Annotated in this window: 13 protein-coding genes; 11 read left to right on the top strand and 2 right to left on the bottom strand. The window is 45.5% G+C overall.

The features are described 5' to 3' along the window. The first annotated feature begins 119 nt into the window (after positions 1–119). The 8 genes from HYN43_RS02190 (at position 120) to HYN43_RS02225 (ending at position 16,146) form a co-directional block, all read left to right on the top strand. Positions 120–701 carry an RNA polymerase sigma-70 factor gene (locus HYN43_RS02190; protein WP_119407893.1) on the top strand — a complete coding sequence of 194 codons (582 nt, stop codon included), beginning with the start codon at positions 120–122 and terminating at the stop codon, positions 699–701. Between the two features lie 265 nt (positions 702–966). Continuing rightward, positions 967–2,127: a FecR family protein gene (locus tag HYN43_RS02195; RefSeq protein ID WP_119407894.1), complete on the top strand. Its 1,161-nt coding sequence runs from the start codon at positions 967–969 to the stop codon at positions 2,125–2,127. A 268-nt stretch (positions 2,128–2,395) separates the two neighbouring features. Then, positions 2,396–5,716 (top strand): TonB-dependent receptor, encoded by a 3,321-nt coding sequence (locus HYN43_RS02200; protein WP_162996258.1) that lies wholly within the window; start codon positions 2,396–2,398, stop codon positions 5,714–5,716. Positions 5,717–5,762: 46 nt separating this feature from the next. After that, positions 5,763–7,253, top strand: a complete 1,491-nt coding sequence (locus HYN43_RS02205; protein ID WP_162996259.1) for a RagB/SusD family nutrient uptake outer membrane protein — start codon at positions 5,763–5,765, stop codon at positions 7,251–7,253. Between the two features lie 172 nt (positions 7,254–7,425). After that, a complete protein-coding gene (locus tag HYN43_RS02210; protein WP_119407897.1) occupies positions 7,426–10,200 on the top strand; it encodes an alpha-L-rhamnosidase in 2,775 nt (924 codons plus the stop codon). Between the two features lie 15 nt (positions 10,201–10,215). After that, positions 10,216–11,376: an acyltransferase family protein gene (locus HYN43_RS02215; RefSeq protein WP_119407898.1), complete on the top strand. Its 1,161-nt coding sequence runs from the start codon at positions 10,216–10,218 to the stop codon at positions 11,374–11,376. 21 nt (positions 11,377–11,397) lie between these two features. Further along, the gene (locus tag HYN43_RS02220; RefSeq protein ID WP_119407899.1) at positions 11,398–13,665 is read left to right on the top strand and encodes a beta-N-acetylhexosaminidase; all 2,268 of its coding nucleotides are present in this window, start codon (positions 11,398–11,400) and stop codon (positions 13,663–13,665) included. Between the two features lie 174 nt (positions 13,666–13,839). After that, a complete protein-coding gene (locus HYN43_RS02225) occupies positions 13,840–16,146 on the top strand; it encodes a glycoside hydrolase family 3 N-terminal domain-containing protein (RefSeq protein ID WP_162996260.1) in 2,307 nt (768 codons plus the stop codon). 283 nt (positions 16,147–16,429) lie between these two features. On the opposite strand, the gene HYN43_RS02230 is transcribed toward HYN43_RS02225, so the two are convergent. Continuing rightward, entirely contained in the window at positions 16,430–17,230 is an 801-nt protein-coding gene (locus HYN43_RS02230; protein ID WP_119407901.1) for an SDR family oxidoreductase, read from the bottom strand. A 111-nt stretch (positions 17,231–17,341) separates the two neighbouring features. On the opposite strand from HYN43_RS02230, the gene HYN43_RS02235 reads away from it, so the two are divergent. After that, on the top strand, positions 17,342–17,863 hold the full coding sequence (locus tag HYN43_RS02235; protein ID WP_119407902.1) for a lipocalin family protein: 522 nt from the start codon (positions 17,342–17,344) through the stop codon (positions 17,861–17,863). Positions 17,864–18,015: 152 nt separating this feature from the next. Here HYN43_RS02235 and HYN43_RS02240 read toward each other — a convergent pair whose 3' ends face one another. Further along, complete coding sequence (locus HYN43_RS02240; protein WP_119407903.1) at positions 18,016–18,630, bottom strand: NanQ anomerase/TabA/YiaL family protein; 615 nt, start codon at positions 18,628–18,630, stop codon at positions 18,016–18,018. A 277-nt stretch (positions 18,631–18,907) separates the two neighbouring features. Between HYN43_RS02240 and kduI the strand changes: the two genes are divergently transcribed. Both kduI and HYN43_RS02250 read left to right on the top strand, forming a co-directional pair. Further along, positions 18,908–19,738 carry a 5-dehydro-4-deoxy-D-glucuronate isomerase gene (gene kduI, locus HYN43_RS02245; RefSeq protein WP_119407904.1) on the top strand — a complete coding sequence of 277 codons (831 nt, stop codon included), beginning with the start codon at positions 18,908–18,910 and terminating at the stop codon, positions 19,736–19,738. Positions 19,739–19,768: 30 nt separating this feature from the next. Beyond that, positions 19,769–20,584: an SDR family oxidoreductase gene (locus HYN43_RS02250; RefSeq protein ID WP_119407905.1), complete on the top strand. Its 816-nt coding sequence runs from the start codon at positions 19,769–19,771 to the stop codon at positions 20,582–20,584. Positions 20,585–20,655: the final 71 nt, after the last annotated feature.

The following is a 20,655-nucleotide window of genomic DNA, read 5'->3' on the forward strand; positions in this document are numbered from 1 at the left end:
ATTACTGAATGCTAAGTGCTTTATAACCAATAGATAGGGCTATTTGTACTTTTTGGGGATAATAAATTAATATTTAAGTAATTTTAGCATAAAGTTTTCTGTTAGCTTAATTATAAACTATGCCCGATAAAATATTGATGAGTGATGTGCAGCTCATTGGCTTGCTTAAAGCTGATGATGAGGCAGCACTTACCATTATTTATAAACGCTATTGGGCATCGCTTTTTAGCGCAGCTTATAATATTTTAAAAGACAGGCAGGCCTGCGAGGATATTATCCAGGAGTTATTTATTAAACTTTGGGATTGCCGTGCCGAAGTGGAGATCAGCGTATCACTTAAAGCGTACCTGTATGCTTCGGTGCGTTACGGCGTTTACCGGCAAATAAAAACAGGTTCGGTGCGGAGCGAAATTTTTGATGATCTGATAGAGCGCCTGCATACCCCAACCACCCACGGAAGTATCGAGCATAAAGAACTCCTGTTGCAGATTAACCGGGTTATTGATACCCTGCCCGACAAATGCCGTGAGGTTTACAAGCTTAGCCGCGAAGAATGCCTTAGCCATAAGCAAATAGCCATGCAGTTGAATATCTCTACCAAAACTGTCGAAAACCATTTAACCAAAGCTCTGCGCGAATTGCGAGGGTCCTTAGGTGCGGCTTTTATTATGGAGGCGTTGATGTTTTTGTTGGATAAATAAGATTAAAGCATTTCATCCTTCTTTAGAAGTTGCTTAAAAACATATAAAAGCCGTCATTGCGAGGAACGAAGCAATCGCATGGGAGCAGAGCGGCTATGCAAATCCGCTTTGTATAGTTCGCGATTGCTTCGTGCCTCGCAATGACGTTGGGGATATATCAGTTTTCAGATCAATTTCTTCTCCCCCAAAAAATATTTCAATTTTTTTTATTTCCGCGTAGGGGATACCCCCGTTTTTTTACTCTCCCTATTAAAACCAACCAATTGTGCAAAAACACGAATTTTTAAAACTAATAGATAAATATCTTGCCGGGCAGGCCACTGCTGCCGAGAAGAAACAGTTATCTGTTTTTTTTGAAAGTTTTCAGGGTGATGCAGAATGGGACGAAAAAGTTTTGGGTGTAAAGCAGAAACTGGAAGATAAAATGCTGGCCAACATCCGGCAGGCCATCGTACAACCAGAACCTATCGCTCAGCCAAAAATTGTAAACCTGCACCGTTTCCGCAATGTGGCTGCCGCTGTTGCCGCTTTAGCGGTAATGGGCACGGCGGTTTACCATTGGATCGGTAAACACCAGTATCCGGCTCAGCTTGCTCAAAACAAAGCAGTAGTTAAGCACGATGTTGATCCCGGCGATAACAGGGCTGTTTTAACCCTAGCCAACGGACAAAAAGTAATATTGGATTCGGCCAAAATAGGTTTGCTTAACCAAAGCGGCGATATCAGCATAAATAAAACCGATGACGGACAGGTGGTTTATACCGATGCGGATAAAGATCATGCCCCGGCCGGTGCCCTTGCTTACAACACGATCAGCACACCTCGTGGAGGCCAGTTTCATGTTGTGCTGCCCGACGGTACCACCGTTTTCCTGAACGCCGCGTCATCGCTTAAATTCCCGACAACCTTTTCGGGCAATCAGCGCGATGTTGAGTTAACAGGCGAAGGATATTTTGAGGTAGCCCATAACAAGGCGAAACCATTTACAGTGCAGGTAAAAGATGCACAGGTTAGGGTGTTGGGCACGCATTTTAATGTTTCGGCCTATAGTGATGATAAAGGGATAAAAGCCACCCTGCTTGAAGGAGCTGTTAAGCTGATTCGCGGTGATGTGAGCAATACGCTTAAACCCGGCCAGCAGGGCATTATAAATGATAATGGCATAAAAGTAATTGATGTTGACACGGACGAAGAGCTGGCCTGGAAAAATGGCCTGTTCAACTTTAACCGCTCAAACATACAAGATATTATGAAGGAGCTTTCGAGGTGGTATGATACCGAGGTGGTATACGAAGGTAAGATACCTGACGATGAGTTTGTTGGTAAGATCAGACGCGATGTAAAACTATCGCAGGTGCTGCACATTTTGGAGTTGAGCCATGTGCGTTTTAGGATAGAGAACAAAAAGATAATTGTTGCCCCTTAAAATAACCGGAAACTGAATTTTAATCCCCCAAACTCAAAAACCTATGAAAAAACACTAACTAAAGCTCTCAAAAAAGAAATTCCAACCTAAAACCCTTGTCCTAAGAAAAAGCCGGAAGCGCTGCAACGCTTCCGGCATAATGTTGTGGATCAAGCTTGTCGTATTTCGTTAACTCAATTTTTAACCCAAACATTACGAAGTTATGCATTTAAACTTTACTGGTAAAGTATTTAGTGCCACAGGTACCTATTCAAAACTATTTTTGACCATGAGATTAACGGTCTTATTGATTACTATCGGTTGTTTGCAGTTAAGCGCTAAAAGTTTTTCACAGTCTATCACATTAAACGAGAAGTCGATAAGTATCGACAAGGCCTTCAAAGCCATTGAAAAACAAAGCGGCTATTATTTTTTTTACAGGTACAAGGATATTTCAAAAGCCAAACCTATCTCTTTACAACTCAGTAATGCATCGTTGGATGAGGCATTAAAACAATGTTTTAAGGATGAACCACTAACTTATGTTATCGAAAACAAAAACATCATTGTAAATAAAAAAGAAACTGTTGAAGCAGCAGCTGTGCCCATAACCGTTACGGGGACCGTTACAGATAATAAAAACCAGCCTTTGCCCGGTGTTAATGTTAAGATAAAAGGAACCAATGTAGGCGCTGTAACAGATGTGAATGGCAAATTTACATTGAGTGCCGATGATAATGCTACTTTGGTATTTACCTATATCGGCTTTCAAACCAAAGAAGAACCGGTTAATAAGCGAACCACCATTAACGTGGTTTTAGCCGAAGACAACCAGGAGCTGAAGGAGGTTGTGGTAGTAGGCTACGGTAACCAGGAACGCAAGGATGTTACCGGCGCCGTAGGCTCGGTTAAAATGAGCAACATTAAAGAGATTAAAGCTGCCAGCGTTGATTTAAAACTGGCAGGCCAGTTGGCGGGTGTTACCGTAAACCAGGTAACGGGCACACCGGGTGGTGGCGTATCCATCAACATCCGCGGCGCAGGTTCGGTTGGTGCCGGCGATGATCCTTTGTATGTAATTGACGGCTTCCCGATCTCTCCGGGGTTCGATCAGTATCAAAACCCTTTAAGTACCATCAATCCCGATGATATTGAAAATATAAGCGTATTGAAAGATGCGGCCTCGACAGCTATCTACGGGTCGCGTGGCTCAAATGGTGTTATCCTGATCACCACAAAAAGAGCAAAAAAAGGCGAATCGAGCGTTACGGTAAACACATCCACAGGCATCCAGACCATCTTGCCTAAAAGTAAGCTGAAAATGATGACCGCCGCCGAGTTTGCCCAGTGGCGTAAAGAGGCTATTCAGGATGCCAATGCGGTGAACGGCACTCATACCCCAATCCCGGCAGAATATCAAAACCCATCTAAATATGGTTTTGGCACCGATTGGTTTGATGCGGTAACACGCAACGCACCTATGCAAAACTATGATGTTACCGTATCAAACGGTACCGAAAAAGTAAGGTCATTATTTTCGATGGGCTTTTTTGATCAGCGCGGTACGGTGCTGAATACCGGTTTCCGCCGGTACTCTATCAAAGGCAATATGGATGCCGATATCGCCAAAAACCTTACCGTGGGTTTAAGCATAGCGCCAACTTACAGCCAGCGTAACCTGCAGCAAACAGATGGTCACTTCCTTACCGCGGCATTAAGCCAGGCCTACCTGGAAAGCCCGCTTGTACCCGTAAAACGGCCCGATGGCTCATATACCCATGTAATTGGTTCGCCGGGTACATTTCAAAACAATAACCCGGTGAGTGCCCTGGTTAACACCACCAATATGTATAAAGATTTCCGCACGCTGGCTAATACATACATCACCTGGCAGCCAATTAAAGGGCTCGATATCAAATCAACCTTTGGTGTTGATTACCAAAACAGCAACGGCGACTACTTCAGGCCATCTTTTCTGGGCGGTTTTAATGCGCCCGATGATGGTACAGGCACACGTGTTAAAGCCCAGGGTAATTTCAGTTCAGGAAACTCGCTTAACTGGCTTAACGAAAACTCCATCACCTATAAACAAACCTGGGGTAACCATACTTTAACTGTTTTAGGCGATTATTCATTGCAGCAGGAAAATACCCATTTCAGGTTTGCGTATGGTACGGGCTTTCCTGATGATGTGATAAAATCATTAAATCATGCTACTATTGTTACTGCCGATGCCGGTGATGAAGAATGGCGCCTGCAATCATTAATTGCAAGGGTAAACTATGCCTATAAAGATAAATACCTGTTGGGTGCCTCTATCCGTCGCGACGGTTCATCAAGGTTTGCACCCGGTCATCAATGGGGGACTTTCCCTTCGATATCGGGCGGCTGGCGTATTTCGGATGAATCATTCTTCCCTAAAACCAGCTTTATAGATCAGTTAAAATTTACCGGCAGCTACGGCCACGCAGGTAATAACAGCGTGGGCAACTACCAATCCATCCCGCCGGTTGATCCGGCCAATTACACTTTTGGCGGTGTGCTGGTTCCGGGTGCAGCATTAAGCGATCCGGGAAATACGCAGTTGGGCTGGGAAACCACGCGCCAGCTGGATATAGGTATGGACCTCTCGCTGTTTAAAGGCAGGGTTTACATTATAGCAGAGTATTACAACCGCTATACGCAGGATATGCTGCAGTTTATTACTATCCCTGGCTCATCGGGTTACACAGGGGCACTCTCAAACGTAGGTAATGTGCGCAACAGGGGCTGGGAGTTTACAGTTACCACTAAAAACATAGTAAGTAAAGATTTTACCTGGAATACCGATTTTAACCTGTCATTTAACCGCAACCTGGTGTTGAGTCTTGGATCAACAGATCATATTTACGATGCGCCTATCAATGATAACCCAACCAGTATTACCAAAGCAGGCCTGCCGCTGGGGCAATTTTTTGGCTACATATTCGAGGGCATCTTCCAAAACCAGGCCGAGCTGGATAAGTACCCTCATTTTGACGGCGAACAGGTGGGGAATATCCGCTATAAAGATGTTAACAATGATGGCGTAATTGACGGCAGCGACCAGGTGCCTATCGGCAACCCATGGCCTAAATTTACTTTTGGTTTTAATAACCACTTTGCATACCATGGCTTTGATATGAATATCATATCGGCAGGCTCGGTAGGCGGGCATGTGTTTAACATGTACAAGCAATTCACCACCAATTTGGATGGCGTGTTTAATGTTGAGCAAAGCGTTATGGCTCGGTGGCGTTCGGCCAAGCAGCCGGGCGCAGGTTTGTTGCCCACAACGGTATCAAACACCAACCTGGCCCGCGATTATTATCCATCTTACTGGGTTGAGAGCAATTCATACCTCGCCGTGAAGAACATTGACCTTGGCTATAACTTCAAAACCAAATTCAGCAAAAACTTCAGGGTTTATTTCAGTGCACAGAACGCTATACTGATAACCGGTTATAAGGGTGGTAATCCCGAAGTGGGCATTGAAGGGCAGGACGGTAACCGATCCCTATCGCCTAATGTAAACTTTACCGGCTACCCGGTATCGGCAGTTTATACGCTGGGTTGCAACGTTACATTTTAATGCGGCGGGTATGGTTAATTATCAACACTTTAACAATCAACAGATCATGAAAATATATATCTACGTTTTTCTTACTGTTATCACCATTGGCTTTGCCGGTTGTAAAAAAGATTATCTCTCGCTTCAGCCAACCGATTCGCAAACCAAAGAAAATTTTTATAAAACCAAGGCTCAGTTTCAGCAGGCCATAAACGGCGCGTATGCTCCGCTGCAGGGCATCTACAACGGCTCGATGTGGGCCATGGCCGAGATGCGGTCTGACAATACCTCGTACGAATATGATCCCTATGATCGTTCGGCTACCAATAAAGAGGAGATAGATGAGTTTAGGGAACTGAACAATAACGATATAGTTGAATCATTTTTCAATAACTCGTATGCCGATATTCAGCGCTGTAATGTAATCCTCGCCAGGCTCCCCACAGGCACCGTTGATGCTGCTTCGGCCGATACCATTGGTGGGCAGGCCTATTTTTTACGCGCCTTTAACTATTTTAACATCGTACGCATGTTTGGCGATGCACCGTTGGTAATTACCGAAACTCAATCGGTAGGTGATGCTTTCAAAACCGCAACTAAAACATCGGTAGCTAATATATACACCCAGATTATTGCCGATGCGCAGGCTGCTATAACCAAGCTTCCGTTAAGGTTTACTGCTCAAACCGACAAGGGCCGTGTTACCAAAGGAACAGCCGAAACCATGCTGGCCGAAGTTTACATGACCCAGAAGAAATTTGATCTGGCCATACCCTTACTCCGCAGTATTATATCATCGGGGGTTTACAGTTTGAATAATGATTATGCCGATAATTTTGACATCAAAAAGGAAAACGGTCCTGAGTCGATTTTTGAGATCCAATATATTGAAGGCCCTAACGGGCTGGGCAGCGATTTTGTAGATACCTTCATCCCCTGGGATTATTACGATACCGATATCACCGGCTATGAGATAGCCAACGGCGCCCCCAACGGCTGGAATATCCCAACGCAGGACCTGGTAAACGCTTATGAAGATGGTGATGCAAGGAGGGATGCCTCACTAACCGACTTTACATCGGATGAGTATGGCATCGATCTGCCCTTCATCAAAAAATACCAGAGCATTGGCGCAGTACAAGGCATTACCGGTAACAACTTCCCGGTTTATCGCTACGCCGATGTTTACCTGATGCTTGCCGAATGCCTGAACGAACAGGGTTTTGGTAGCAGCGATGCATTTAAATACCTTAACCTGGTTAGGCACCGAGCCGGTCTCGATCCTAAATCAATCGGAAATTCCAATCCTGATCTGAATGTAAGCACTCAGGAACAGTTCCGCACAGCAATAGCTCACGAACGCCAGGTTGAGCTTGCTTTCGAAAACCACCGCTGGTTTGATTTATTGCGTACCGGCAAAGCTACCGAAGTAATGAAAGCCCACGCAGCCAGCGAACGCGCTTATAAAAATGATTCGTGGCAGATTAATTCGGCTGCTTATGCCAATATCCGTTTGCTGTACCCTTATCCATTAAACCAGGCCAACCTCGAACACTAATAATGTTACATGGCCCGGTTAAAACTATTACCGGGCCATAATACGTTTATACCCTATATTGCAATGAACGCATCATTTTACGGCCTGCTCAAAAAAAATTACAGGTGCATATCAAAACAATATTGCTGTTAAAGTATATTTAATAGCATCAACTATTAAACCCCAAAAAGGTATGTGTAAAAAGGTATGCACACGCATTATTGTATTGCTTTTTTTGTATTTGCCGATAATTGTACTGGCGCAGAAAGCGCCGCCCGTTCCGCCGCCGTTCCGGGTTGATAACCTGATCTGCGAGTATAAGATCAACCCCATTGCTGTAGACCAGGCCAACCCGCGTCTCGGCTGGAAACTGATAACCCGCGACCGCAATATCCAACAAACGGCTTATGAAGTGAGGGTAGGCAGTAATGCCGTATCCCTGCTGAAAGGAAAAGACCTGATCTGGACATCAGGAAAGGTAACTTCGGGTGAATCGCTGCACGTTTATTATGGCGGGCCTATGCTGGCCTCGCGCCAAAAGGTTTACTGGCAGGTGCGTGTTTGGAATAACCGCCAGCAGGTTACTCCCTGGAGCATGGTAAACTCCTGGAAAATGGGTTTGCTAAAACCTGCCGACTGGACAGCCAAATGGATAGAAGACAATTACCTTTCGGATACCACAGGCGGCCCCAGCCCCATGTTTCGCAAAACATTTAAGCTCGATCATAAAGTACGTGCAGCACATTTATACATCACAGCCCATGGCCTGTATGAAGCCCAGTTTAACGGCAAACGCATAGGCACTGATTATTTTGCCCCCGGCTGGACAAGCTACAACAAACGCCTGCAATACCAGGTGTATGATGTTACTGCCGATTTGCTGAAAGGCGATAATGCCGTTGGCGTAACCCTTGGTGATGGCTGGTACCGCGGCTATACTTACAACCGCAAAAAAAACGTGTACGGCAGCAAGCTGGGTTTGCTGTTCCAGTTAGAAGTGGTTTATACCAATGGCAAACGCGTAATTATCAATTCGGATAAAAGCTGGAAGGTTGCGTATGGGCCTATCCGCTCATCGTCGTTTTTTGATGGGGAGGTTTATGATGCCCGTAAGGAAAAGAAGGGCTGGGCAACCATTACTTATAACGCTGCCACCTGGGACTCGGTGCGTACCGATTCTGTAAGAGAAAATCTGGTTGCTACTTTTGGTCCGCCGGTGCGTAAGCACGAAATGTTTAAGCCCCTTAAGGTATTTACTACGCCGGCAGGCGAAAAGGTTGTTGATTTTGGGCAGAACCTGGTAGGATGGGTGCAGTTTAAGTTTAAAGCCAAAGCAGGGGATACTGTGAAGCTTTTTCATGCCGAGGTTTTGGATCAGCAAGGAAACTTCTACACAAAAAACCTGCGTACTGCCAAACAGGAAAATACCTATGTATTTAAAGGCGATAGCGTTGAAACCTTCGAACCGCATTTCACCTTTCAGGGGTTTAGGTACCTGAAGGTAGTTGGTTATAACGGCCCGATCGATTCAACCAGTGTAGCCGCTTTTGCCTTGTATTCGGATATGGCGCAAACCGGTAGCTTCTCTACTTCAAATCCGCTTATCAATCAATTACAGCACAATATTCAATGGGGGCAAAAAGGAAATTTTATTGATGTGCCTACCGATTGCCCGCAGCGTGATGAACGTATGGGCTGGACAGGTGATGCACAGGCCTTTTCCCGCACCGCAACATTCAATATGGATGTGGCCGGTTTTTTTACCAAATGGTTGAAAGATCTCTCGGCAGATCAGCATAAAAACGGTGCCGTTCCATACGTGATACCTGATGTGCTTGGCGACAAAAGCTTGTCGGCGGCATCGGGCTGGAGTGATGTGGCAACTATTGCCCCCTGGAATATTTACCTGGCCTACGGCGATAAAAAGGTACTGGAAGATCAATACGCCAGCATGACCGCCTGGGTCGGCTACATAACCGCCCACACCCGCGCCGGCTTATGGGATACCGGCAACCACTTTGGCGATTGGCTGTTTTACGCCGGCACCGATTATGAAGACGGTGCCGCCCTTACCGATAAAAACCTGATAGCCCAGGCCTTTTATGCATACTCAACCCAGTTGGTTGTCAATGCAGCCACCATATTGGGTAAGCAGGACGATGTTAAAAAATACACCCAGCTATTGGCCGATATTAAAAAAGCCTTCCAGGCAGAATATGTCACGCCAAATGGCCGCATGATTTCGGGCACGCAAACATCTTACGTGCTGGCGCTGAACTTTGATCTGCTGCCCGAAAACCTGCGCGAGTCTGCCGCGCAAAGGCTGGTTCACAATATTGAGGATTATGATGAACACATTACAACAGGTTTTTTAGGCACGCCCTACATCTGCCACGTGTTAAGTCGCTTCGGTCATACCGATATCGCCTACGATCTGTTGATGAAGGAATCATACCCCTCATGGCTTTATCCCGTAAAAAACGGAGCAACTACTATATGGGAACGATGGGATGGCATAAAACCCAACGGCACCTTCGAAGACCCGGAGATGAACTCATTTAACCACTACGCCTACGGTGCCATAGGCGATTGGATGTACCGCGTTGTAGCCGGTATTAATACAGATGAGGCTGATCCGGGTTTTCATAAAATCAATATTTTCCCGCACCCGGGCGGCAAACTCACCAATGCCCACGCCGAATTGGAAACCCTGTACGGAAAGGTGAAATCGGCATGGAGTATTGACAATGGCATTTTTACTTTAGATGTGATAGTGCCGCCAAACACCACCGCGCATGTTACCCTGCCATCGGTTAACGGTACGGTTACCGAGGGAAATGTTGATATCACTGCCAATAATGATATTACCAATGTTAAACCGGCAACCGGCAGCGATTTGCAAATGGACATTGGCTCGGGCACATACCAATTTAAATACACATTAAAAACGCATAAAAAAAATAGCTAAGCAAGCTCAAGCATAATGGCAACCATAGTATTCAATCCTCAGCAACCCGCCCGGGAATCAGGCACATCAAAAACAAAACGGCCTCGACTTTTATCGCTCGATTTTTTCAGAGGATTTACCGTAGCTGCCATGATATTGGTGAATGATCCCGGCGATTGGGGGCACATTTACTGGCCGCTTGAACACTCCAAATGGAACGGCTGTACACCTACTGATCTGGTGTTTCCCTTCTTTCTATTCATGGTCGGCGTATCCATAGTTTACGCCATGGAAAGCAAAAAAGCCGAGGTTGAAAACCACAGTAAGCTGCTGCTATCCATTTTACGTCGAACTATTATTATCATAGCATTGGGCATTTGTTTGCCCCTGATAAACGATTTTCAGTTCGCGCATTTGCGCATTCCCGGTGTGTTGCAGCGCATCGGGCTCGTATTTGGCATAACTGCCTTGTTGTACGTTAAAACGGGTATCCGTACGCAGGTGATTATTGCCGTAATCTGCTTGATAGGCTATTATTTATTGATGACGTTGGTGCCTGTACCGGGCTTCGGTACACCAAATCTTGAGCCGGCAACCAATTTAGGTGCCTGGATAGACCGCTCGGTGTTTACCGAAAATCACCTCTGGGGTGCATCCAAAACCTGGGATCCGGAAGGGTTGTTGGGCACCATTCCATCGGTGGCAACCTGTTTGTTGGGCGTGTTTACCGGTGCCTGGCTTAAAACAGGCAAATTCAAAACCAGTACCGATCTGTTTAAGATGATGGGCGTTGGAATCATTCTGATTGTTTTAGCACTCATCTGGAACACATTTTTCCCCATCAACAAACAGTTATGGACAAGCTCGTTTGTATTATTGACCGCCGGGTTGGCCATTAATATCCTCGCATTATCCTACTGGTTTATCGATATAAAAGGTAACAAAGCCCTGCTGCCGCCGTTTTTGGCTTTTGGACGAAATGCGATAGCTGCGTATGTACTGGCCGATATTATTCCGGCTGTGCTGGCGGCCATCCCGGTGCAGAAAACCAATTTATGGTCGTTTGTTTATTATCATGCGTTTGTGCTGTACCTGTCACCCGAGAATGCTTCGCTGGCGGGGGCAATCCTTACTGTGCTTATTATCTTTATCCCCGTGTGGATCCTTTACAAAAAGAATATCACCGTTAAAATATAATCCTGTCTGTTATCTACCGAAATGAATAAGCAATCATCATTAAAATATATTTTGCTATCGGCCATGCTGTTTTTAACGGCAGCGGCCGAAGCGCAGTTTCATATTATCCCGCAGCCGGTTAGCCTGAAAGCAGGTAGCGGAAGCATGGTGTTAAGTAAAGCCGCTGTTATCGGCGTAAATAAAGAAACCGAGCCAATAGGCAGGTATCTGCAGGAATACCTCAATCAAAATTATGGTTTGGCAACGACGGTGAAGGTTTACGGGCAGATCCCTGCCAAAACGCCTATCAGGCTGAACAATGTATGGTCGAACCAGGAGGGCGCTTACACTATGCATGTGTCACCTGTTTCGGTAAGCATCAGCGGTAATGGCGCCGGTGTATTTTATGGGGTGCAATCGCTTATTCAACTGTTACCCACGGATAAAGGCGCACCATTAAAAATTGCGGCCTGTGCCATTGCCGATCAGCCCCGGTTTGGCTGGCGTGGTTTGAGTTTGGATGTGAGCCGTCATTTTTTTACTGTGGATGAAGTGAAAAAATACATCGATGTGATGGCGCACTATAAGCTCAACACTTTTCACTGGCATTTAACTGATGATGAGGGGTGGCGCATCCAGATAGATAAATACCCGCGCCTTACAGAAGTTGGCTCAAAAATCAGTTATTACGCAAAAAGAGGCGAATTCCGTAAGCTTGATAACCTGATAGATGATGGGCGTGATGGTTTTTACACCAAAGATGAGATTAGAGACGTGATTAAATACGCGCAGGACAGGTTTGTGACAATCCTCCCCGAAATAGAAATGCCCGGCCATAGCGAGGCGGCCATTTTTGCCTACCCGCAACTGGGCTGCCAGGACTCGACAGGAGCCAAACACCGCGTTCGGATGCTCGACCCCGGCGAGTACACTTTTAAGTTTATGGAAGATGTACTTACAGAAGTGATAGAGCTATTCCCCAACCAATATGTACACATAGGCGGCGACGAAGCCGAAATGGTGGACTGGCTGAAAAGCCCTACGGCTGTTGCCCTCATGAAGCGCGAACATCTGAAAAACGAGAAAGAGGTACAAAGCTATTTTATTAAACGGATAGAAAAATTCCTGCTCTCCAAAAATAAACGATTGGTAGGATGGGATGAGATACTGCAGGGTGGCCTTGCCGAATCGGCTACCGTTATGAGCTGGCAGGGTGAAGCCGGTGGGATAGCCGCCGCCAAAATGCGCCACCATGTGGTGATGACCCCGCTGCCTTACATGTATTTTGATGCCCCGCAGGCCAACGAAGAGCTGGAACCTATAGGCTGGAACCCGCCGGTTACCTGGCAAATGGTGTATAATTACGAACCTCAATCGAAAGAGTTAACTGCCGCCGAGGCTGAATACATTTTAGGCGCGCAGGGCAATATCTGGAATGAAAAGATTCCTAATGCGCAACACCTGCAATACATGGTTTACCCCCGTGCCCTTGCTGTTGCAGAGTTAACCTGGAGCCCGAAGAGCGAGAAGAACCTTGACCGCTTTGGCTGGAAAATGAAAAACCAGTACGGCTTGTTCAAACTTTGGAATTTTAACGCACGCTTGCCTGATATTGACGGAATTGACAACATAGTAACCAACAAAACCAGGCTTAAGTTAGTGATGAATTATCCGCTGAACGGAGCTAAAGTTCGTTACAATATTAACGGTAAAATGCCCGATGCAAACAGCACCGCAGTACCTTTCCCGGTAAATATCAACGTCCCGCTGAAAGATAGCATCGGCTTACGAACTTTTACCACCTGGACGCTGAATGATCAGCACATTCGCCAAACGGCAAATATTAAACGGGTAAGCATTAAACCGACCCATGAAAAACCGGCCAGCCTGAAACCGGGTATGGCCTATGAAATTTTTAAAACCCGCGAACGCGATATTGCCAAACTGGAAAATGAAAAGCCCTTTGAAACCGGTGTAACCAACCTTATTGTACCGTTTAAACCGGTTGCTGAAGAATATATTAACTGGGTGAAAATTAAAGGTTTTATTAAGATAGATAAAGAAGCTGATTACGAACTTACATCAGGTTTTGAAGTAAGCCCTGCCTTGTTTGTGGATAATGAGGAGGTAATTAAACCCGGATTTAACACTTACGTGGAGCCGCAAAAAGCATTGTTGCATCTGAAAAAAGGCGTTTATGCTTTAAGCGGACATTATATGGCGGATAAGGCCAATGAAAATCAAACACTGATTGAGTTGAAAACAGTTGGAGGAGATAAGCTTTATCCGAAGTTTTATCTGATACATTAATGGCTGTTTTGTAGAGACGTATCACATGCGTCTCCCTGTTTTTTGTAGACGCATCACATGCGCCTCCTTTAGGATAAGCTACCTGCAAGTCCGGGTTGCTTAGCTTTCGTGATTTGCATGCGGGAGACGCATGTGATGCGTCTCTACGTTAAAAATGATAAATTTATATTTCCTATGCAAAAGAAAATAGCCCTACTTATAGCCTTTGCTTTTGTAATAAAAACCGCCAACGCACAGGTTTATAAAAACCCGAAAGCGCCGGTAGCCGAGCGAGTAAAAGACCTCCTGGCCCGCATGACTTTGGAAGAAAAAGTAGGCCAGATGAGTATGAACTCCCTAAAAGGCTCGATGCAAAACCCCATAGCTTATGGCGTTTGTGAAAGTCCTTTTACAAATATCAATGATATTGCCACGCTATCCATCTCGGCAAAAAAATACGCCAAAGAACAAACCCGCTTAGGTATCCCGCCCATACAAATAGGCGAATGTTTGCACGGGCAACTGGCCGCAGGAGCCACTATCTTTCCGCAGGCCATTGCGCAAGGCAGTACCTGGAACCCGGCATTGATAGAAAAAATGGGTTCGGTAATTGCTTATGAAGCCAGCTCATCGGGAGTAGACCAGGCATTATCGCCTCTGTTCGATCTCATCCGCGACCCGCGTTATGGCCGTAATGAGGAATGCTATGCAGAAGACCTTTACCTCGTAAGCCGGATGGGAACTTCATTTGTTATAGGCATGCAGGGCGATCCGTCGCAAACTATCTATGGAATAGGGAAGGATAAGGTGATTTGTACAGCCAAACATTTCGCCGCTTACAGCATCCCGGTAGCAGGTATTAACCTGGCCCCGGCATCGGTAGGCGAACGGGAATTGCGGTCGATGTTTTTGCCGCCTTTTAAGGCCGCTGTACAAAAGGCAAATATTTACGCGCTGATGCCCGCCTACAACGAGATTGATGGCGTACCCGCGCATGCCAATAAGTGGCTGCTGCAAACTATATTAAGGCAGGAGTGGGGATTTAAAGGGTATGTTTTTTCTGATTATGAAGGCCTCAAGCATTTGTATACGTTTCATCATATCGCGCAAGATGCTGATAACGCTGCGCCCATAGGCCTCAACGCCGGGGTCGACCTGGAAGCACCCAGCCCGGATGTATATGAAAAGCTGATTAACTTGGTAAAAACAGGAAAGGTAAAAGAGGCGCAGATTGACAGCGCCGTTGCCCGTATCCTCACCATAAAATTTAAAGCCGGACTGTTTGAAAAGGCCCTGCCTGATACATTGGCGCTAAAAAAACGTGTACATACGCCCGATCATATCGCGCTGTCACAACAGATAGCCGAAGAATCCATCATCCTGCTAAAAAATGAAAAACAGCTGTTACCGCTTAATATAAACAGCCTGAAATCGCTGGCGGTGATTGGCCCCAACGCTAACCAGGTTCAGTACGGCGATTATAGTTCAACAAGGGATAGCCGTTCAGGCACTACCGTGTTGGATGGGATTAAACAATTGGCAGGCAATAAAATAAAGATCAATTATGCCAAAGGCTGTGCGCTCTCCGGATCGGACAAAAGCGGTTTTGAAGCGGCTGTTGATGCCGCCAGGAACAGCGATGCCGTAGTGGTGGTTTTAGGTACTACCAGTGTGGTATTTTCGGGTGTAGGCTGGAACGGGCACGCACCCGAAAGTGAACCTAAAGATCCCTTTACCTGTGGTGAAGGGTACGATGTTACCGATATCAATCCGGATGGCGTACAGCGCGAGTTGCTACAGGAGGTGTATAAAACAGGTAAACCGATTGTTTTGGTGCTGGTACACGGCCGCCCGCAAAGTATCAGTTGGGAAAAGGAAAACATCCCGGCCATTGTTGAAGCCTGGTACCCCGGCGAACGGGGTGGCAACGCCATTGCCAATATTCTGTTTGGTAAGGTAAACCCATCCGGCAGGCTTACAGTTTCTATCCCCCAATCAACCGGGCATATCCCGGTGTTTTATAACCACGTTGCATCAAACAAGGGTTTTTACCATAACCCCGGTTCGCCCGAAAAGCCGGGGCAGGATTATGTTTTTTCATCGCCTGGTGTGCTGTTTCCCTTTGGCTACGGGTTAAGCTATACATCATTTAAGTACAGCAATATGCAGGTGTCGTCACCTACGTTTAGCAAAGGAGAAGAGGTAACGGTTTCGGTTGATGTTACCAATAGTGGCAGCATGGAGGGAAAAGAGGTAGTGCAATTGTATCTCGGCAACAAAATAAATTCGGTAACTACACCCGTTATGGCCCTGAAGGGCTTCGACAAAATCAGCCTGAAACCCGGCGAAACCAAAACGGTAAAATTTAAGATAAAACCTGAGGATATCGCCGTTTGGAATGTTAATATGAAGCTGGTTACAGAACCCGGTACGTTCGATGTGATGATAGCCCGTTCGGCAGAGGAGGTGGTGCTGAAGAAAACGTTGGAGTATAAGGAATAGTGTCTGAATCAGAATTTACAGAATTAAAGAATGAGCAGAATGCCAGGCAAATTGGTGAAAAAAAGTCTGAACCGGAATTTGGGGGAATTATTTGAATTTTTCGAATTTGTAAAGCATTCTGTTAATTCCTTCATTCCATAAATTCGAGTTCAGACAAAAAATCCGAAGTCGAAAATCCGAATTCTGAAATCACACAGTAAATCGGTGTAATCAAAAAATAATCGGTGTAAACCCCAAAAAATAAATCCGAAATTGAACATCCGAATTCCGAAATAAAGATAGCTTACCACAGGGTGGTATATTCATAGCCAAGTACCGGCCCCACGTTTATGCTGCGCACAATTTTCCATTCTTTTAACTCCCTTATAAACTCAGGTTTTTCAAGGCCTGATTGCATGGCCGCGTGGGTATAAAAATCAGCTTTTGCAGGGTGATGAGGAGCACATCCATTAAACAAATATCCAAAAGCATTTTTTGCCAATATCGCTTTACTTAATCCGATACAATCGTCCAGGTGGATCAGATTAACAGGTGCATTTCCGTTCGGAATCTCTTTTTTTCCGGCAAAAAACCTGCCCGGGTTGCGTGCCGGGCCTATCAAACCTGCAAAACGGATAATCGTGGTTTTAAAGCTATCCTCAGTACGAAAAAGATTTTCGGCCTCCAGCAAAACCCGGCCTGCTTCAGTATTAGGGTGCGGATCGGTTTCTTCGTTTATCTGCCGGTTACTATCGGCATAAACTCCTGTCGAGCTGATGAATATTACGTTAGGTACAGCATGCTGCTTTATGGCATTGATAATGCCTTTTATCTTATCAACAAAAACAGCACCTTCGCCGCCGCGGCTTTTGGGCGGAATGGCTATCCACAACACATCACAATCAAAAAAAGCGGCATCATAACTTTCCTCGCCCGGTAAAAAATTAACAAGGTAGGGTTTAATACCTGCGGCCGCCAACTCATCCAGTTTGGCTACTGAGGTGGTTGATCCTTTCACCTGCAAACCATCGGCAATCAATGCCTTTGCCAATGCACTGCCGTACCAGCCGCAGCCTAAAATACTGATGTTTGTTTTATGGGGCATGCTATAAAATAATGCTTTGGCGCAAAGGTAATTAAATAATGATATGCCCTTTGTATGTCATTTATGCGCCCGTTGCCTAAACATTTCAGGCGTAACGGGCGTTATTAATTTATGAAGAAAGAGATCATTGCAGGTTCTGTAGCACTGGGTTTAGCTGCCATTGCCGCTCAGGCATTGCGGTGCCAACCGCTTGAAACCGTTCCCTATGTCGATTTAAAAAAATATGTGGGTGCCTGGTTTGAGATTGCGGCTTTCCCGCAATGGTTCGAATCGGGATGCACCTTTACTTCGGCTGCTTATGGTTTGGCTCCTGATGGCGGCATTATTGTTAAAAACAGGTGCATTAAGGATAATAAGATAAAAATTGCCGAGGGCCGGGCTTATGTGGCCGATAAAACGAGTAATGCCAAACTGGAGGTGCAGTTTCAATGGCCCTTTAAAGGTAAATACTGGATCATCGGACTCGGCGATGATTACAGTTATGCCATGGTTGGTCATCCCAATCGTAAATACCTGTGGATATTGAGTCGGCGCTCGACGCTTGATGAGCAGATCTATAATAAACTGGTAGCGCAGGCGGCTGAGCAGGGCTTTGACGTGAGGAAGCTGGTGAGGACGATGCAGGGTGTCTGAATCAGAATTTACAGAATTTTAAAATTAACAGAATGTCTGAATCAGAATTTTAGAGCTAACAGAATTAAAATAGCCCGCACGATCTATCTGCGGGCTGGTACTCTTAATTTTGAAAATTCTAAAATTCTGTAATTCTGATTCAGACGACAATTTTATTTCGCCACCCTTATCTTAATCACCAATTTCTTCACCTTATCATACCCATCAACCTTAATATTAGGCCGGTGACCATCTGATGGGAAAAACAGGAAAAACTCGTCGGGCGTAGCTGTAAAATATTTACCCTCTCCGCTGTAATTGGCACCATCTTTAGCTGCATCGTAGGGTTTGGTAACGGTGAGGCTTTCGATGGGAGCTACACCAATTTTTTCTTTGCCGTTAATTACATATTGTAAATCAATGTAGTTTTGGTGCGATTCCCAGGCCGATTGATCAAACTCTTTGGATGGGCCTTCGGTAACCGAGGCATAAACATTATCGCCATCTATAGGGTATTTGCCGGGGGGCATCAGGTCGAGGTTACGATCGCGTAAAAACTCGAAGGCTTTGTCCCAAAGGGGCTTGTTTGCTGCATATTGTTTGGCAAATTCAACATTATTGGTTGATGAGTTAAGCTTAAGTTTTAAGCCATTGGCCCATACGCGTTCCTTAACCCATGCTTTTGCACTTTTGGCGGTTATTTCCTGTTGTTGTGCAGATGCTATCTCTGTTATGAGCAAAAAAAGCGCAACTAAGGCTATGTTTTTGCAGGCTGATAAATGTTTCATAGTTTAGTATGGTTTACCGGTTGTTAAAGGGCGGTTTTGGTATTTTACACCACTTTATGCTTCAATTATACAAGCTTAATTAATTAAATTGATATGTAAAACCTTAAATATTTACTTAAACGTTATAGTTAAAGTTTAATTGGTTTTTTGCTGATAAGGAATTGTGATTTGTACTATAACGTTGGAGTGAAAATAAGGTTGAGAGCCCTTTTTTAATACTTTTTAAGATTGTAGACTTGTATCTGATAACCACGAATTTTCTAAAATAACATTTGCTTTGAAAACATTACACAGCGTCCATCCTTCGGATTTTAAAAGCTACAATACCACCACCATACGCGAAAGATTTTTGATTGATAAACAGGTTAAGCCCGATGAGCTTAATTGCACCTATACCCATTACGACAGGATGATTGTAGGTATGGCCAACCCGGTAAGCAACGTGCTTGAGTTACCAAACTATCCTAACCTACGTGCGGAGTATTTCCTGGAGCGCCGCGAAATAGGGATTATCAGCGTGGCCGGTCGGGGTGTGGTTAAAGCCGATGGACAGGTTTTTGAAACAAACAAACTGGACTGCCTGTACATTGGCAAAGGCACCAAAAACGTAACTTTTGAAAGTGTTGATGCTGCTAACCCGGCCGTATTTTACTTTTTATCGTCGCCCGCCCATGCAGTGTATCCAAAAACTTTATTAACTCATGCCGATGCTGTAAAGGTTGAACTGGGCTCATCGGCTACGGCCAACAAGCGTACCATTAATAAGTATATCCATTTGGAAGGTGTACGAAGCTGCCAGCTGGTGATGGGTTTAACCATTCTGCATGAGGGTAGCGTTTGGAATACCATGCCGGCTCACGTGCACGACAGGCGTATGGAAGCTTATTTTTATTTCGATGTGCCTGCCGGCCAAAAGATATTTCATTACATGGGCGAAGGGAACGAAACCCGCCACATCACCATGGATAATTACGACGCCGTGGTATCGCCGCCATGGAGCATCCATTCGGGCAGCGGCACGGCCAGCTACAGCTTTATATGGGGCATGGCCGGCGAAAACCTCGATTATACCGATATGGACGCCATCGCGATAGCTGATTTAAAATAACAATACATCAACCCGAAAAATATAATTTAAGTGGATAATCAATTTTCATTGGCCGGTAAAGTAATAGTAGTAACCGGCGGAACAGGGATATTAGGTAAAGCATTTATTGATGGCATAGTTGAAGCCGGAGGCGCTGTAGGCATTTTGGGTCGTAACGCCCAGGTAGCCGAAGAACGTGCTAACGCGATAAATGAGGCAGGTGGTAAAGCCATAGCTTTAGTTGCCGACGTAATGAACGAAACCGAACTGATAGCAGCCAAAGATAAATTGCTGGCTGTTTTTGGCCGGATAGATGGTTTAGTGAACGGCGCAGGGGGCAATATGCCCGAGGGCGTTTTACAACCCGATGAGGATGTTTTTAAAATGAACATCGAAGGGATGAAAAAAGTGATGGACCTGAACCTTTGGGGCACACTGATCCCCACACAGGTTTTTGGTGAAGCCATTGCTAAAACGGGTAAGGGAAGTATAGTCAATATCTCGTCCATGAACTCTAAGCGTGCCATTACCAAAGTATTAGGCTATAACATGGGCAAAGCGGCTGTTGACTGCTATAACCAATGGTTTGCGGTTGAACTGGCCAACCGCTATGGCGACAGCATCCGCATGAACGCCCTTGCACCCGGCTTTTTCCTTACCGAGCAAAACCGTAACCTGCTTACCAAACCTGAAGGAGGTTACACCCAACGCGGCGAATTGGTGATCAAACAGACGCCATTTAAACGCTTTGGCCAGGCCGATGAACTGAAAGGCGCATTGGTATGGCTGTTAAGCGACGCCTCGGCATTTGTAACCGGATCGATGATTTGCGTGGATGGCGGGTTTTCGATTTTTGGAGGAGTGTAATAAAAGGTATCAAACAAATAAAAAGCATAGGGCCGTGCGATTCCCTCCCTCAGGAGGGTGTAGGGAGGGGT

Source organism: Mucilaginibacter celer (genome assembly GCF_003576455.2).
Classification (GTDB): Bacteria; Bacteroidota; Bacteroidia; order Sphingobacteriales; family Sphingobacteriaceae; genus Mucilaginibacter; species Mucilaginibacter celer.